General features: G+C 65.9%; 13 protein-coding genes. 2 read left to right on the forward strand and 11 right to left on the reverse strand.

Going from position 1 to position 16,741, the window contains the following annotated elements; all coding sequences use genetic code 11:
* Window positions 1–10: 10 nt before the first annotated feature.
* From ftsH to hrcA, 11 genes are all read right to left on the reverse strand, one after another.
* Window positions 11–1,939, reverse strand: coding sequence for an ATP-dependent zinc metalloprotease FtsH (gene ftsH / locus U743_RS08595; protein ID WP_043767308.1), 1,929 nt, complete (start codon window positions 1,937–1,939; stop codon window positions 11–13).
* A gap of 42 nt (window positions 1,940–1,981) precedes the next feature.
* Entirely contained in the window at window positions 1,982–2,608 is a 627-nt protein-coding gene (locus U743_RS08600; RefSeq protein WP_043767310.1) for an RlmE family RNA methyltransferase, read from the reverse strand.
* A gap of 151 nt (window positions 2,609–2,759) precedes the next feature.
* Window positions 2,760–3,233, reverse strand: a complete 474-nt coding sequence (gene greA / locus U743_RS08605) for a transcription elongation factor GreA (protein ID WP_043767312.1) — start codon at window positions 3,231–3,233, stop codon at window positions 2,760–2,762.
* The gene (carB, locus tag U743_RS08610) at window positions 3,230–6,466 is read right to left on the reverse strand and encodes a carbamoyl-phosphate synthase large subunit (RefSeq protein WP_043767315.1); all 3,237 of its coding nucleotides are present in this window, start codon (window positions 6,464–6,466) and stop codon (window positions 3,230–3,232) included. The genes greA and carB overlap by 4 nt, the downstream gene beginning before the upstream one ends.
* A 1-nt stretch (window position 6,467) precedes the next feature.
* Window positions 6,468–7,619: a glutamine-hydrolyzing carbamoyl-phosphate synthase small subunit gene (gene carA, locus U743_RS08615; protein ID WP_043767317.1), complete on the reverse strand. Its 1,152-nt coding sequence runs from the start codon at window positions 7,617–7,619 to the stop codon at window positions 6,468–6,470.
* A gap of 85 nt (window positions 7,620–7,704) precedes the next feature.
* On the reverse strand, window positions 7,705–8,178 hold the full coding sequence (locus U743_RS08620) for a GNAT family N-acetyltransferase (protein WP_232226755.1): 474 nt from the start codon (window positions 8,176–8,178) through the stop codon (window positions 7,705–7,707).
* Window positions 8,179–8,224: 46 nt separating this feature from the next.
* Window positions 8,225–9,007 carry a 4-hydroxy-tetrahydrodipicolinate reductase gene (dapB, locus tag U743_RS08625; protein ID WP_269530641.1) on the reverse strand — a complete coding sequence of 261 codons (783 nt, stop codon included), beginning with the start codon at window positions 9,005–9,007 and terminating at the stop codon, window positions 8,225–8,227.
* A gap of 36 nt (window positions 9,008–9,043) precedes the next feature.
* Window positions 9,044–10,174, reverse strand: a complete 1,131-nt coding sequence (gene dnaJ, locus U743_RS08630; RefSeq protein ID WP_043767321.1) for a molecular chaperone DnaJ — start codon at window positions 10,172–10,174, stop codon at window positions 9,044–9,046.
* Window positions 10,175–10,294: 120 nt separating this feature from the next.
* Window positions 10,295–12,223, reverse strand: a complete 1,929-nt coding sequence (dnaK, locus tag U743_RS08635) for a molecular chaperone DnaK (RefSeq protein ID WP_043767323.1) — start codon at window positions 12,221–12,223, stop codon at window positions 10,295–10,297.
* Window positions 12,224–12,329: 106 nt separating this feature from the next.
* Window positions 12,330–12,971 carry a nucleotide exchange factor GrpE gene (grpE, locus tag U743_RS08640; protein WP_052367771.1) on the reverse strand — a complete coding sequence of 214 codons (642 nt, stop codon included), beginning with the start codon at window positions 12,969–12,971 and terminating at the stop codon, window positions 12,330–12,332.
* 72 nt (window positions 12,972–13,043) lie between these two features.
* Window positions 13,044–14,081, reverse strand: a complete 1,038-nt coding sequence (gene hrcA, locus U743_RS08645; protein WP_043767325.1) for a heat-inducible transcriptional repressor HrcA — start codon at window positions 14,079–14,081, stop codon at window positions 13,044–13,046.
* A gap of 95 nt (window positions 14,082–14,176) precedes the next feature.
* On the opposite strand from hrcA, the gene U743_RS08650 reads away from it, so the two are divergent.
* Window positions 14,177–15,046 (forward strand): NAD(+) kinase, encoded by an 870-nt coding sequence (locus tag U743_RS08650; RefSeq protein ID WP_043767327.1) that lies wholly within the window; start codon window positions 14,177–14,179, stop codon window positions 15,044–15,046.
* 10 nt (window positions 15,047–15,056) lie between these two features.
* Entirely contained in the window at window positions 15,057–16,736 is a 1,680-nt protein-coding gene (gene recN / locus U743_RS08655) for a DNA repair protein RecN (protein WP_043767329.1), read from the forward strand.
* Window positions 16,737–16,741: the final 5 nt, after the last annotated feature.

Here is a 16,741-nt window from a genome sequence, read left to right on the forward strand (position 1 = left end):
TCATGTCGCCTCAGCTGGCCGGATGCGCCACGCCACCATCCGGCGCCCCTTCGGGCTTCGGCGTAGCGGGGGCGTTGGGGCCACCCGGGGGTGTGCGGTCCTGGTTATCCTGCCAGTGCTCCGGCTCGCCTGGGTCTTCGCCGCGCATGATGCGGGCGATCTGCTTCGCATCAATGGTCTCGTACTTGAGCAGCGCCTCGGCCATGGTGTGCAGCTTGTCGGTGTTGTCCTCAAGAATCTTCTTCGCCCGCGAGTAGTTGCGGTCGATGATTTCGCGGATCTCGCGGTCGATGGCGTGCGCCGTTTCGTCCGAGACGTGCTTCTGCTGCTGCACGGACTTGCCGAGGAATACCTCGCCGTCATTCTCCGAGTAGGTCAGTGGCCCGAGCTTGTCGGACAGCCCCCACTTGGTGACCATGTTGCGCGCGATCTCGGTCGTGCGCTCGATGTCGTTCGAAGCGCCGGTAGTGACCTGCTCGTCCCCAAAGATCAGCTCCTCGGCAATGCGGCCGCCGAAGAGCGAGCAGATCTGGCTGTTGAGGCGCTGCTTGGTATAGCTGTAGCGATCCTCTTCGGGCAGGAACTGCGTCACGCCCAGCGCGCGACCACGCGGGATGATCGTCACCTTGTAGACCGGATCATGCTCGGGCACGGACAGGCCAACGATGGCGTGGCCAGCCTCGTGATAGGCAGTCAGCCGCTTCTCTGCCTCGGACATCACCATCGAGCGGCGCTCGGCGCCCATCATGATCTTGTCCTTGGCCGATTCGAAGTCTTCTTGGTCGACCAATCGCTTGTTGGAACGCGCCGCGAAGAGCGAAGCCTCGTTCACCAGATTGTGCAGATCGGCGCCCGAGAAGCCCGGCGTAGCGCGCGCAAGCACTTCCGGCCGGACATTCTCGGCCAGCGGCACCTTGCGCATGTGCACCTTCAGGATCTGCGTACGGCCGCGGACGTCAGGCAGCGGCACGACGACCTGCCGGTCGAAGCGGCCCGGGCGCAGCAGCGCCGGGTCCAGCACGTCGGGCCGGTTGGTGGCAGCGATAACGATGACGCCCTCGTTGCCCTCGAAGCCATCCATCTCGACCAGCAGCTGGTTCAGCGTCTGCTCGCGCTCGTCGTGACCGCCGCCGAGACCCGCGCCGCGCTGGCGGCCGACCGCATCGATCTCGTCAATGAAGATGATGCAGGGCGCGTGCTTCTTGGCATTCTCGAACATGTCGCGTACACGCGAAGCGCCGACGCCGACGAACATCTCGACGAAATCCGAGCCGGAGATCGTGAAGAAGGGCACGCCGGCTTCGCCCGCGATGGCGCGCGCCAACAGCGTCTTACCGGTACCGGGCGAGCCCACCATCAGCACGCCACGCGGGATCTGCCCACCCAGGCGCTGGAACTTGGACGGATCCTTGAGAAAGTCGACCAGTTCGGAGACCTCCTGCTTGGCCTCCTCGACGCCGGCGACGTCACCGAAGGTGATCTTGACCTGGTCCGCCTGCAGCATGCGCGCCTTGGACTTGCCGAAGCTCATGGCGCCACGACCACCGCCACCGCCCTGCATCTGCCGCATGAAGTAGATCCAGACCGCAATCAAGAGCAGGATCGGGAAGGAGTTGATGAGCAGCGTCATCAGCAGCGGCGTGCCTTCGGGCTCCTGCCCGACGATGCGCACATCGTGATCAAGCAGCGTGCCGATCATCGCCGAGTTGTCGGTCTCGGGCGAGGTGGTTTCGAAACTCTGCCCGTTGCGCAGCTCGCCCTTGAGCTTCTTCCCCTCGATCGTTACCGAGGCGACGTCATTTTGCTTGACGCGGGTCAGGAACTCGGAATAGTTCAGCTCCGGCGCCGCCTGTGAGCGGTCCGAAAAGCTGTTGAAGACACTCATCATGACGACGAGTATCACGACCCACAACAGCAGGTTTCTCGCGAGGTCGTTCAAACCTTCATCCTCGAAATTGCGAAGTTCTGACAGCCTTCCAGACTACTCGCCTCGGAAGCCGCGTGCCACAACGTAGATCTCGCGTGAACGTGCACGCGAGGCTTTCGGCTTGCGCAGCGCCACCGTCCGGAAGCGACTGCGCAGCCGCTTGATCAGGGCATCGAAGCCCTCGCCCTGGAAGAGCTTGGACACGAAACCACCACCTTCGCGCAAATGAGACAGCGCGAAATCCTCGGCAAGCTCCGCCAAACCCATGGCTGCGGCCTGATCGGCGCTTCTTACCCCACTTATATTGGGGGCCATATCCGACAAAACAAGGTCCACGGCACCTCCAGCGAGAATCCGGTCCAGCACTACGACCGCTTCTTCCTCGCGAAAATCCGCTTCCAGCAATTCGGCGCCCGCTATCGGCTCGATAGGAAGAATGTCGATGCCGATCACCGTGGCCCGCCCCTCAAGGCGCTTCAGGCAGTACTGCACCCAGCCGCCCGGCGCAGCGCCGAGATCGACAATGCGCTGACCCGGCTTCAGCAGGCGGTCCTTCTCGTCCAGCTCGGCCAGCTTGTAGACCGCCCGCGAGCGGTACCCCTCAGCGCGTGCCCGCGCAACATAGGGGTCCGACTCGTGCTCGCCGAGCCAGCGGCTGGAACTGGAGGAGCGCTTGGCCATCAGGTGGTCAGGAAAGCCGCAGATTTCGCAGAATAATGGGATCAGCCATCAGGAAAGCGCCGCATACCTCTGGTGCCTCAGCACCTTCTGAGGAAGGGGCGACGGCAGAAGACACGCACGAAATCTGCGTGAATCTGTGGTTTCAACCTCGTCAGAGGTACTCGACCGAGACGATCTCGAGTTCGCGGGTGCCGCCCGGCGCCTGCACATCAACGACGTCGCCCTGGTGCTTGCCGATCAGCGCACGCGACATAGGCGAGGCCACGGAGATCAGGCCCGCCTTGATGTCGGCCTCGTCCTCACCGACGATCTGGTAGCGCAGCTCTTCCTCGGTATCGGTGTCGGCCAGCGTCACCGTGGCGCCGAAGACGACCTTGTCGCTGGCCGGCAGATTCGTGACGTCGATGATCTGGGCCGAGCCAAGCTTGGACTCCAACTCCTGGATGCGCCCTTCGATGAAGCCCTGTTGCTCGCGCGCAGCGTGGTACTCGGCGTTCTCCTTGAGATCACCGTGCTCGCGGGCATCGGCAATCGCCGCGATCACCTCGGGACGCTTCTCGCTCTTGAGAACACGCAGCTCTTCGCGCAGGCGGTCAGCGCCGCGCTGGGTAATGGGTTGTCTCATGCTTTGATCTGACTCTGCGCCAACTGCTCGTGCAGATCCTGCAGCCGGCGCACCTGGGGTTCGTTGAGATATTCCATTGCCACGGCGGCCGCACGGGCGCCGGCAATGGTCGTGAAGTAGCACACCTTGTGATGGATGGCTGCAGCCCGAATCGAGCGCGACTCCTCGATGGACTTCTTGCCCTCGGTGGTGTTTGTGATGAACTGTATCTCGCCGTTCTTGATCATGTCCACACAGTGCGGGCGGCCTTCCTTGACCTTGTTCACGATGTCTACCGGAATGCCCGCTTCGGTCAGCGCGGCCGCAGTACCGCGCGTGGCCACGACGCGGAAGCCGCGTGCAGCCAGCGTGCGCGCCAGCTCCACGGCCTGCGGCTTATCGACTTCGCGTACCGAGATGAAAGCCGTGCCCTCCGCCGGCAGATTGGCCCCCTGCCCGGCCAGCGCCTTGGCGAAGGCCTCGCCGAAGCTGCCGCCGACGCCCATCACCTCGCCGGTGGAACGCATCTCCGGCCCCAGCAAGGGGTCCACCGCTGGAAACTTATTGAAGGGGAAGACCGATTCCTTGACCGAGTAGAAGTTCGGCCGGATCTCGCCCTTGATGCCCTGATCGGTGAGCGACCGCCCCACCATGCAGCGCGCTGCAGCCTTGGCCAGCGGCCGCCCGGTCGCCTTCGAGACGAAGGGGCTGGTGCGTGAAGCGCGCGGATTGACTTCCAGGATGTAGAGGCGATCCTCCTGCAACGCGAACTGCACATTCATCAGACCGACGACATTGAGCGCGCGCGCCAACTCGCCGATCTGGGTGCGAATGCGGTCGAAGACCGACTCGCTCAGCGAGTACGGGGGCAAGGAGCAGGCGGAATCGCCCGAATGCACACCGGCCTGCTCGATGTGCTCCATGACGCCACCGATGACGACGTCCTGGCCGTCCGACAGCGCATCGACATCGATCTCGATGGCGTTGACGAGGAAGTGATCGAGCAGCACCGGCGACTTGTTCGACACCAGCACGGCGGTGTTCATGTACTGGATGAGGTCGGCGTCGTCGTAGACGATCTCCATGGCGCGGCCGCCGAGCACATAGGAAGGCCGCACCACCAGCGGATAGCCCACCACCTTGGCCAGCTCCAGCGCCTGCGCCTCGCTGGTCGCGGTGGCGTTGGGCGGCTGCATCAAGCCCAGCTTGCCGACCAGCTGCTGGAAGCGGTCGCGATCCTCGGCCAGGTCGATGGAATCCGGCGCGGTGCCAATAATCGGTGCACCGGCAGCCTCCAGCTCGCGCGCCAGCTTCAACGGCGTCTGTCCGCCGAATTGCACGATGACGCCTTCCGGCTTCTCCAGATCGACGATTGCCAGCACGTCCTCGGCCGTCAGCGGCTCGAAGTAGAGGCGATCCGAGGTGTCGTAGTCGGTGGAGACGGTCTCCGGATTGCAGTTGACCATGATGGTCTCGTAGCCATCCTCCGACAGCGCGTGCGCGGCGTGCACGCAGCAGTAGTCGAACTCGATGCCCTGCCCGATCCGGTTCGGTCCACCGCCCAGCACCATGATCTTGCGGCGATCCGAGGGGCGCGCCTCGCACTCCTCGTCGTAGCTGGAGTAGAGATAGGCCGTGGCCGAGGGGAACTCAGCCGAGCAGGTATCCACACGCTTATAGACCGGCCGCACGCCGAGGGCCTGCCGGTGCGCGCGCAGCACGGTCTCTTCGCAGCCGCAGAGCCGGGCCAGCCGGGCGTCGGAAAAGCCCATGCGCTTGAGCGCGCGCATCTGCTCGGCGTCGATGCCGGTAACGTCACGACCGCGCAGTGCCTGCTCGGTCTCCACCAACTCATTGATCTGCTCGACGAACCAGACGTCGATGCCGGTCAGGCGGCACACCTCGGGCACGTCGAGGCCAGCGCGCAGCGCCTCTCCGACGTACCAGATGCGCTTTTCGCGCGCGGTGACCAGCTCCTCGCGGATGCGCGTCAACGTCTCCTCGTCGTGCTGCTCGAAGAGATCGTCGAGACCGTCGGAGCCGACTTCCAGGCTGCGCAGTGCCTTCTGGAAGGACTCCTGGAAGTTGCGGCCGATGGCCATGGCCTCGCCCACGGACTTCATCTGCGTGGTCAGCCGGGAGTCGGCCTGCGGGAACTTCTCGAAGGCGAAGCGCGGGATCTTGGTGACGACGTAGTCAATGGCCGGCTCGAAGGAGGCTGGCGTGACGCCGCCGGTGATCTCGTTGGAGAGCTCGTCGAGGGTGTAGCCCACGGCCAGCTTGGCGGCCACCTTGGCAATCGGAAAACCAGTGGCCTTGGAGGCCAGCGCCGAGGAACGCGACACGCGCGGGTTCATCTCGATGACGACCAGCCGACCCGTCTCGGGGTCGACCGCGAACTGGACATTGGAGCCGCCGGTCTCGACCCCGACCCTGCGGAGCACCGCCAGCGAGGCGTCGCGCATGATCTGGTATTCCTTGTCGGTCAGCGTCTGCGCCGGCGCCACGGTGATGGAATCGCCGGTGTGCACGCCCATCGGGTCAAGGTTCTCGATGGAGCAGATGATGATGCAGTTGTCCGCCTTGTCACGGACCACCTCCATCTCGTACTCCTTCCAGCCGAGCAGCGACTCCTCGATAAGCACCTCGTTGGTGGGCGACAGATCAAGGCCGCGCGTCACGATCTCCTCGAACTCCTCCGGGTTGTAGGCGACGCCACCCCCCGAACCACCCATCGTGAAGCTGGGGCGGATGATTACGGGGAAGCCGATGGCGCGCTGCAGCTCGCGGGCCTCCTCCCAGCCATGCGCGAGCCCGGAGGCTGGCGACTCCAGACCGATCTCGGTCATGGCGTTGCGGAACTTCTCGCGATCCTCGGCCAGGTCGATGGCATCACGCGAGGCACCGATCAGCTCAACCCCATGCTCGGCCAGCACGCCGTGCTTGTAGAGGTCCAGCGCGCAGTTCAGCGCCACCTGCCCGCCCATGGTCGGCAGCAGCGCGTCAGGCTTTTCGGCCTCGATGATCTTCGCCACCGTCTGCCAGGTCACCGGCTCAATATAGGTCGCGTCGGCCATCTCCGGGTCGGTCATGATCGTGGCCGGATTCGAGTTGACCAGGATCACGCGGAAGCCTTCGGCCTTCAGCGCCTTGCAGGCCTGCGCGCCGGAATAGTCGAACTCGCAGGCCTGACCGATGATGATCGGGCCGGCGCCGATGATGAGAATGCTGTGGATGTCGCTGCGCTTGGGCATGTCAGGTCCTGGCGGCGCCGGCGTGGCGGTCGATCATGGTCACGAAGTCGTCGAAGAGGCCCGCCACGTCGCGCGGGCCGGGGCTGGCCTCCGGGTGCCCCTGGAAGCTGAAGGCAGGCGCGTCGTCGAGGGCGAGGCCCTGGTTGGTGCCGTCGAAGAGGGAACGGTGCGTGACCGTCACGCCGGCCGGCAGTGAGGCCTCGTCGATGGCGAAGCCGTGGTTCTGGCTGGTGATCAGCACGCGCCCGTCGCGCAGATCCTGTACCGGATGGTTGGCGCCGTGGTGACCGAACTTCATCTTCAGTGTGCGCGCTCCGGCCGCCAGCCCCAGGATCTGGTGACCGAGACAGATACCGAATGTCGGCATTTTTGCCTCGATCAGGGCGCGAGCCGTCGCGATCGCGTAGTCACAGGGCTCGGGATCGCCGGGGCCATTGGAAAGCAGCACCCCATCCGGCGCCAGCGCCAGGATCTCCTCCGCGGAGGTGGTCGCGGGCACCACCGTCACCCGGCAATCGCGGTCAACGAGCAGGCGCAGGATGTTGCGCTTGACGCCGAAGTCGCAGACGACAACGTGCCGCTTGCCGCCCTCGATCACGGGGCTGGCGTTGTCCGCGAAGCGCCAGCTGCCGTGCTTCCACTCGTAACGCTCGGCCGTGCTGGCGCCGCGCGCGAGATCGGCGCCCTTGAGCCCACTGAAGCCGCGCGCGGCTTCCAGGGCGGTCTCCACCGACAGGCCCTCGCCGGCGGCGATGCAGCCTGCCTGCGCACCCGCATTGCGCAGATGGTTGGTCAGCCGGCGCGTGTCGATGCCGCCGATGGCGACGACGCCCTCGTCGCGCAGATAGGCGTCGAAAGCGCGCTCGGCGCGATAGCTGCTGGGCGGACGCGGCACTTCGCGCAGCACGAGGCCGGCGAGCTGAACGCGGTCGGACTCGGTGTCCTCGCTATTGGCGCCGACATTGCCGATGTGCGGATAGGTCAGAGTGACGATCTGGCGCTGATAGCTTGGATCGGTCAGGATTTCCTGATAGCCGCTCATCGCGGTGTTGAAGACCACCTCACCAGTGGTGGTGCCTTCGGCGCCAATTGCGTAGCCGTGGAACAGGGTGCCATCGGCGAGGGCCAGCGTGGCAGGCGGGAGAGCGCGCATGCGGATAGTCCGGTTCGGAAAGTGGGCGTCTCGACCGCGGGCAGGCGTACGCGCCGGAGGTCGAACCGGGCGCGGATTCTAGCGCCTAGTCGCCCGACGCGTCCATTTGTAACGCCGCGCGGGTGAGCGCCTCGCCATCCAGCCGGAAGCGTTGCCATTCCGGTTGGTGCACGGCGCCGAGCCGCTCATAGAAGGCAATGGCGGGCGCATTCCAGTCGAGCACGGACCATTCGACGCGCGCGTAGTGACGCCGCTCCGCCTCGGCGCAGACGGCGCGCAGCAGCGCCAGACCGATGCCCTGCCCGCGCGCCTCGGGCAGCACGAAGAGGTCCTCAAGATAGAAACCCGGCCGGCAACGGAATGTTGAAAACGACTTGAAGTAAATCGCGCAACCAACTGCTTCTAGGTTGATTTCACTGCTATCAATTTGCTCGGCGAGGAGCGCCTCGACGAAGGGCCGGCGCCCGAAAAGCGCCTCGTGCAACTCCCCGGCGTCCAGCGCCAGCTCGTGCTCAAGGGCCTCATAGGCCGCCAGCGCCTGGATCAGCTTCAGGAGCACCGGCACATCCGCCGGCTGCGCGCGGCGAATGCGCGCAGCCGAGGACTCAGAGGCCGAGGACATCGAAGAGATCGTAGCGCCCTGGGCTGCGCCCGCGAAGCCAGGCCGCCGCGCGCAGCGCGCCGTTGGCAAAGGTGGCACGGCTGGATGCCCGGTGACCGAGTTCGATGCGCTCACCGTCGCCGAGGAAGAGCACCTGATGATCACCCACAACGTCGCCGCCACGCACGGTGGCGAAGCCGATGGCCCCGCTTTCGCGCTCGCCGGTATGCCCCTCGCGCGACTTGACCGCGACATCCTCGAGCCGAACCCCGCGCGCCTCGGCCGCCGCCTCGCCCAGCGCCAGCGCAGTGCCACTGGGGGCGTCGACCTTGTGGCGATGATGCGCTTCGACGACCTCGATATCGAAGTCATCCCCCAGCGCCTTTGCCGCCTGCGCCACCAGCGCGCGGAGCAGCGTCACGCCCAGGCTGTAGTTGGCCGCCATGACGATGGGGATATCGGCGCTGGCGGTCTCGATCTTGGCGAGCTGGCCATTGTCGAAGCCGGTGGTGCCAATCACCATGCCGCAGCCCTGCTTGCGGCAGGCCGCCAGCAAAGCGAGGCTCGCCTCCGGACGGGTGAAGTCCACCACAACATCGGCTCTGGCGACGGCGGCTTCGACGTCGGCGCTCACCGTCACGGCCGCTTCCGGCCTCACCGGCTTGCCGACACCGGAGGCTTCCGGATGGTCCAGCGCCGCGACCAGCTGCAGCCCGTCGTGCCCTTCCACGGCCTCGGCCAGCGCCTGACCCATGCGGCCACCGGCACCGGCAATGCAGATCTTCATTGTGTCGCCCATCGCGTCCTTGCCTCCCATGGCGGCCTAGCCACCAATGGCATCTTCGATGAATCGGCGCGCCTTATCCAGCCAGGAACTGGATTTCGGATTGTGCCGCTCCGAGGAATCCTCCAGTGATTCCCCGAACTCGCGCAGCAGATCCCTCTGCTTGCGCGTGAGCTTGACAGGTGTCTCGACCATCGCCGTAACCAGCAGGTCGCCATGCCCGCCGCCGCGCAGGCTGGGCATGCCCTTGCCACGCAGACGGAAGGTCTTGTTGGTCTGGGTGCCCTCGGGGATCTTGAGCTTGGCCTTGCCGTCGAGCGTAGGCACGTCCAGCTCGCCGCCTAGTGCGGCCGTCACGAAGCCGATCGGTACCGTGCAGAAGAGATCCGCGCCCTCGCGCTCGAAGAAATCGTGCGGCTTGACGTTGATCTGGATGTAGAGATCGCCGGGCGGGGCGCCGGCATCGCCGGGTTCGCCGTCGCCGCTGCGCCGGATACGGTCGCCGACGTCGACACCCGCGGGGACCTTCACCGTCAGCGTCTGCTCGCTGCGGATCTGGCCCTGACCCTTGCAGTCGGAACAGGGGTCGGTAACGACCGTGCCGCGGCCGCGACACTGCGGGCAGGTCTGCGCCAGCGTGAAGAAGCCTTGCTGGATACGCACCTGGCCGCGACCGTGACAGGTCGGGCAGGTCGGCGGCTTGCCGCCCTTGGCGTTGCCGGTGCCCTTGCAACTGCCACAGTTGTCGAAGCGCGGAATGGTGATGGTGTGTTCGCTGCCGGCGTAGGCCTCTTCCAGCGTGATGTCGAGCTCGTAGCGCAGGTCCGCGCCGCGCCGCGGTCCACCGCGGCCACCGCCGCCGAAGATGTCGGAGAACATGTCACCGAAGATGTCGGAGAAGCCGCCACCGAAATCACCAGCACCGGCACCGCCGCCCGCCGCGCCGCGCAGACCATCGTGGCCGTAGCGGTCGTAGACCTGCCGCTTCTGCGGATCGGAGAGCACCTCGTAGGCCTCGCCGGCTTCCTTGAACTTGTCGGCCGCCTCTTCGTCGCCCGGGTTGCGATCCGGGTGGTACTTCATCGCCATGCGGCGATAGGCCTTCTTGATGTCTTCGTCGGAGGCGTCGCGAGAGACGCCCAGGACTTCGTAGTAATCGCGCTGGCTCATGCTGCTCCCTGGTGCAGTAGGGCTGCCCGAAACGCAAAACGCCCGAAGACGGGCGCTGCGTGCGGATGAACGGCAAAAACCGGGGCCGCGCTGGCGGCGCGGCCCCGGTCTGGACAGCCGTTATTTCTTGTCGTCGTCCTTGACTTCGGTGAACTCGGCATCGACGACGTCCTCGTCGGACTTGGCCTGGGCCTCACCGTCGCCGCCAGCTTCGCCACCCTCGGCGCCGCTCTCGGCATAGGCGCGCTCGGCGAGCTTGGCGGACGCCTCGGCCAGCGCCTGCGTGGCGGTGTCGATGGCCTCCTTGTCGTCACCCTTGAGGGCCTCACGCAGCTCGTTGATCTTGGTCTCGATCTCTTCCTTCTCGGAGGCTTCGATCTTGTCCTCGCCGAGGTCCTTCATGGACTTCTCGACGCCGTGGATCATCGCGTCCGCCTGGTTGCGGCTGTTGACCAGCTCGGCGAACTTCTTGTCCTCCTCGGCGTGCGCCTCGGCGTCCTTGACCATCTGCTCGACCTCGTCCTCGGAGAGACCGGAGCTGGCCTTGATCTCGATGGACTGCTCCTTGTTGGTCGCCTTGTCCTTGGCCGAGACGTTGAGAATGCCGTTGGCGTCGATGTCGAAAGTGACCTCAATCTGTGGCATGCCGCGCGGGGCGGGCGGGATGTCGGTCAGATCGAAGCGGCCGAGCTGCTTGTTGGCCGAAGCCTGCTCGCGCTCGCCCTGGTAGACCTGGATCGTCACCGCGGTCTGGTTGTCGTCGGCCGTCGAGAAGACTTCCTGCTTGCGCGTCGGAATGGTGGTGTTCTTCTCGATCAGCTTGGTCATGCGACCGCCCAGCGTCTCGATGCCCAGCGACAGCGGGGTGACGTCGAGCAGCAGCACATCGCTGCGGTCGCCGGAGAGCACCGAACCCTGCAGCGCGGCGCCGACGGCCACGGCTTCGTCCGGATTGACGTCCTTGCGCGGCTCGCGACCGAAGAACTCCTTGACCGCTTCCTGCACCTTGGGCATGCGCGTCTGGCCGCCAACGAGGATGACCTCGTTAATGTCGCCGGCCTTCATACCCGCGTCCTTCAGCGCGGTCTTGCACGGCTCGATGGCACGCGCGATCAGATCCTCGACCAGGCCCTCGAGCTTGGCGCGCGTCAGCTTCAGGTTGAGATGCTTCGGACCGCTCTGGTCGGCCGTGACGTAGGGCAGGTTGATCTCGGTCTGCGTCGTCGACGACAGCTCGATCTTGGCCTTCTCGGCGGCCTCCTTGAGGCGCTGCTTGGCCAGCGGGTCCTGGCGCAGGTCGATGCCCTGCTCCTTCTTGAACTCCTCGGCGATCCAGTCGATGACGCGGTTGTCGAAGTCCTCGCCACCCAGGAAGGTGTCGCCGTTGGTGGCGTGTACCTCGAACTGCTTGTCGCCGTCGACGTCCGCGATCTCGATGATCGAGATGTCGAAGGTGCCGCCGCCCAGGTCGAAGACCGCGACCTTCTTGTCGCCGCCTTCCTTGTCCAGCCCGTAGGCCAGCGCAGCCGCGGTCGGCTCGTTGATGATGCGCTCAACCTCGAGCCCGGCAATCTTGCCGGCGTCCTTGGTGGCCTGGCGCTGCGAGTCGTTGAAGTAGGCCGGCACGGTGACCACGGCCTTGGTGACCTTCTCGCCGAGATAATCCTCGGCGGTCTTCTTCATCTTCGCGAGCACCTCTGCAGAGACCTGCTGCGGCGCGAGCTGCTTGTCGCGCACTTTCACCCAGGCATCGCCGTTGTCGGCCTTGACGATCTCGTAGGGCACCATGTCGATGTCCTTCTTGGTGATCGGATCGTCGAAGCGCCGGCCGATCAGTCGCTTGATGGCATAAAGCGTATTGGCCGGATTGGTGATCGCCTGGCGCTTGGCCGGGCGGCCCACCAGCGTCTGACCGTCGTCGGTGTAGGCGACGACTGAGGGCGTGGTGCGCTCACCCTCGGCGTTCTCGATGACCTTGGCATTATTGCCTTCGAAGACGGCGACGCAGGAATTGGTGGTTCCCAGATCGATTCCGATAGTGCGCGACATAGTTGTGGACTCCTAAAAGATTGAAATTCGGTTGCCGGCAGTAATCTCCGGCCGATGCCTGAGCAAATTGGGGCGCACGCCGGGCATTCAACCCCGGCGCGACGAATCAGCGCTTATCGCTGCCCGACGGCGCCTCGCCGTCATCCTGCGCTTGGCTGCCATCATCGCCACCGCTCTGCGCCTGCGAGGCCGCAGCAGCAGCGACGACCACGCGCGCTGGCCTGAGCACGCGCTCGTGGAGCTGAAAACCCTTCTGCACGACTTCCAGCACGTGATTCGGCGCCACATCGGCGCTGGGGGTCATGGAGACGGCTTCGTGAAACTCCGGGTCGAAGACGGCGCCGGCCGGGTCGAGCTCGACGACGCCATGCCGCGCCAGGGTGTCGCCCAGCTGCTTGCGAGTCAGTTCAATGCCCTCGATGACCGGCTGCGTGGCGCCCGCCTCGCGCGCGGCCCTGAGGCCGAGTTCCAGACTGTCGACCACCGCCAGCAGATCCCGGAAGACCTTCTCCGCCGCGTACTTGACGGCATTGGAATTCTCGCGCTCCATGCGCTTGCGCTGATTCTCGGCCTCGGCGCGCGTGCGCAGCAGCTGGTCCTTGTAGGCCTGGGCCAGCGCCTCGGCGCGGGCCACCGGATCCTCCTGAGCAACCTCGCCTTCAGCGCCCTGCGGCATCTCGGCTTCCGGCTGTTGATCCGTGGCTTCCTGCGGATCCCCTGATTTGCGCGCGTCGTCGTTATCCGACATAGATCTCTGGCTCGTGCGTGGAATGGACTGCGGCCGCGAAAACGCGGCCAACGCCGAGCATCTTGGGGGCGCTCAGGAAGCTTTCAAGCCTTCGCTGAGAATTCGCGCCGTGTCGCGCACCAGTGGAATGATCCGCCCATAGGCCATGCGCGTGGGGCCGATGACGCCGATGATGCCCGCCACGCGGCCATCCAGCGAATAGGGGGCGGTGACCACACTGCAGTCGTCGAGTACGCGATAACCCGATTCGTCACCGATGAAGAGCTGGACGCCCTGCGCCTCCAGACACTGATCGAAGACCGCGAGCAGATCGCGTTTGCGATCGAGGGCGTCGAAGAGATCGCGCAGGCGATCGATCTGCGCCAGTTCCTCGAAGGCGAAGAGATTGGCGCCGCCCGCGACGACCATATCGCCGTCATCGCGCTTCTCGGGCGCAGCGGATTCCAGCAGCTCCAGTGCCGACTGCAGCTGCGCGTCGACGCTCTGCTTGGTCTCGCCGAGGTCCTGGCGCAGTGCCTCGCGCAGCGCCAGCAGGTCACGGCCGGCGAAGTGGGTATTGATGGCGTTGGCAAAGCGTTCCAGTTCCTCGGCGGCATAGGTGCGCTCGGTCTGCAGCACGCGGTTTTGCACCTCGTGCTGATTGACGACGAGGATGGCGAGCACGCGCTGCCCCGATAGCGGCAGGAACTCGATGCGACGCAGCACGGCACGGTTGCGCCGCGGCACGGTGACGACGCCCGCCATGGTCGACAGGCTCGACAGCACGTGCGAGGTCGCCTGCAGCATCTCGTCGGAACCCGCCGCGCGGCTGCCCAGGATTTCCTGCATCAGCCGCCGCTGCACGCGCGCCGGCATGTGCTCCGGCTCCAGCAGTTGATCGACGAAGAGCCGATAGCCCTGCTGCGTCGGGATGCGACCGGCCGAAGTATGCGGAGAACAGACGAAGCCCATCTCGTCGAGATCGGCCATGACGTTGCGGATCGTCGCCGGCGACAGACTGTTGCCGACCTCGCGCGAGAGCTGCCGAGAGGCCACCGGGTGGCCGTCACGGATATAGCGCTCGATGAGCAGCTTCAACAGCCAGGCGGCGCGGTCATCGAGTTCAGCCATGGCGGGAACGCTATGCCGACCTCGGGGACGCGTCAAGCCGGCTGTCACCTAGTCAAAACCGCTACGCTTGGCGCAACAGGGATCCCGGATTCAGCATGCAGCGCTTCTCAACCATCGGTATCGTCGCAAAGCGCGATGCAGCCATCGCCAGCACGCTGGCGACGCTGATCGAGTTCCTCCGCGACCACGACTGCGAGATCATCACCGACGCTGGCTGCGCCGCTCTACTGCCGGAGCAGCTCGATGCCTGCGCGCCCGAGGCGCTGCACGCCTGCGATCTGGTGATTGTCGTCGGCGGCGACGGCACCCTGCTGCACGCCGGCCGCGCGCTGGCCGCCCGCGACGTCCCCATCCTGGGCATCAACCAGGGACGACTCGGCTTCATGGTTGATGTCGCTCCGAACGACCTCGCCGCGTCACTGACCGCCGTGCTGGCGGGCGACTATCACGAAGAGCAGCGCCCGATGCTCGATGCGCACATCGAGCGCGACACCGATGGACGGCACCAGTTACTCGCCGTCAACGACCTCGTCATCCGCAACCAGGCGGCGATCCGGATGATCGAGTTCGAAACCTTTCTCGACGATGCCTTCATCAGCACACACCGAGCCGACGGCATCATCGTGGCCACACCTACCGGTTCGACGGCCTACGCCCTATCCGGAGGTGGGCCCATCATCCATCCTGGCGTGGACGCCGTGACACTGGTGCCGATCTGCCCGCACGCGCTGTCGGACCGGCCGGTTGTGGTGTCGGCACAGCACAGCATCCGCATCAGGCTCATCGGCGACGCGCGCACGCGTGCCGTCTGCACGGCCGACGGCCAGCACAACGAAACCATCCGTAGCGGCGACACCCTCTGCGTGCAGCGCGCGCCTCGACCGCTCCGGCTCATCCATCCGCCGTCCTATAATTATTTCGAAGTGCTGCGCAGCAAGCTGCACTGGGGCCGCGACCGCGTCTGAGGCTGCCTGCATGCTCGTGCATCTGGATATCCGCGACTTCGCCATCGTCGACGCCGTCTCGCTCGACCTCGCCGCCGGCATGACCGTTCTCAGCGGCGAGACGGGCGCGGGCAAGTCCATCCTGGTCGACGCCATCGGCCTGCTGCTCGGCGACCGCGCCGATAGCGCCAATGTCCGCGACGGTGCCGCGCAGGCGGAAGTCTCCGGCCAGTGGACACTGGCTGCCGATGACGACGCCGTGCGCTGGCTCGACGAGCAGGCCCTGACCGACGAGGCCGAACCGGAGAGCATCGTGCTGCGACGGGTGATCTCCGCGGACGGTCGCTCGCGCGCCTTCATCAACGGCCGGCCAGTATCGGTGGGCGCACTGCGCGAACTCGGCGAGATGCTCGTCGAGATCCACGGCCAGCACGCCCATCAGCTGCTGCGCAAGCCCGAACACCAGCGCCGCCTGCTCGACGACTTCGGTGACCACGATGCGCTGCTCGCGGAGGTGGCCGAGGCTGCCCGAGCCCTCAGTGAATCCAAACGCCAGCACGAGGCCGCGATCGGCACCCATGCCACCGACCCCCGACAGCTCGAATACCTGCGCCACCAGGTCGAGGAAATCGAGGCACTAGAGCTCAGCGAGGAGGGCTTGAGCGAGCTGGAGGCAGACCACCAGCGGCTGGCGCATGCCGAGTCCCTGCTCTCCACCGGCGGCCAGGCGCTCGCCGGCTTGAGCGACGACGAAACCTCCGCCCGGTCACAGCTCTCCACCATCCACGGCCTGCTGAGCGAGCTCTGCGAGCGCAGCGAGGACTTCCGTGAAGCTGCCGATCTGGTTGATCAGGCCTTCATCGCAGTGGACGAGGCCACCACCAGCCTGCGCCACGCCCTCGACCGCATCGAGGTCGACCCCGAGCGCCTGCGCCAGGTCGAAGAGCGAATCTCAAGCATTCACGACATAGCGCGCAAGCATCACGTCCGTGCCGCCGAGCTGCCCGGCCTCGGCGAGCGCTTGCGCGGCGAGCTGGAGGCAGCCGAGGCCGCGGGCGGTGACATCGCGCGACTGGAAGCCGCCATCGAGGAAGCCCGCCAACGCTACCGCGACGCCACCGCACCATTGAGCCAGGCGCGCGCCGAGGCCGCCGAGGCGCTGTCTGCGACGGTGCAGGAACGCCTCGCGCAGCTGTCCATGCCGGATGCGCGGCTGCAGGTAGCGGTGCGCAGCGCCCCGGAAGAACGCGTATCACCGCAGGGCAGCGACGAAGTCGAGCTGCAATTCAGCGCCAACCCCGGGCAGAGCCCGCGAGCGCTGACACGCGTCGCCTCCGGTGGTGAGCTGTCGCGCATCAGCCTAGCCCTGCAGACCGCGCTGTCGGCGCGCGCCAAGGTCGGCGTCATGATCTTCGACGAAGTCGATGTCGGTGTCGGCGGCGCCACCGCCGAGGTCGTCGGCCGCATGCTGCGCGGGCTGGCCGAGCGCGCGCAGGTGCTTTGCGTAACGCATCTACCGCAGGTAGCCGCCCAGGGGCATCATCAGATCACCATCGCCAAGACCACCTCGGACAGCACCACCCGCGTCTCAGCGCAATCCCTGACCCATGACCAACGCCGCGACGAACTGGCACGCATGCTCGGCGGCGTGGACATCACGGACAAGACACGGGAGCTGGCCGAGCAGATGCTCGCGCAGAGCGCGGCCTAAGCGAA

The organism is Algiphilus aromaticivorans DG1253 (assembly GCF_000733765.1).
GTDB lineage: Bacteria > Pseudomonadota > Gammaproteobacteria > Nevskiales > Nevskiaceae > Algiphilus > Algiphilus aromaticivorans.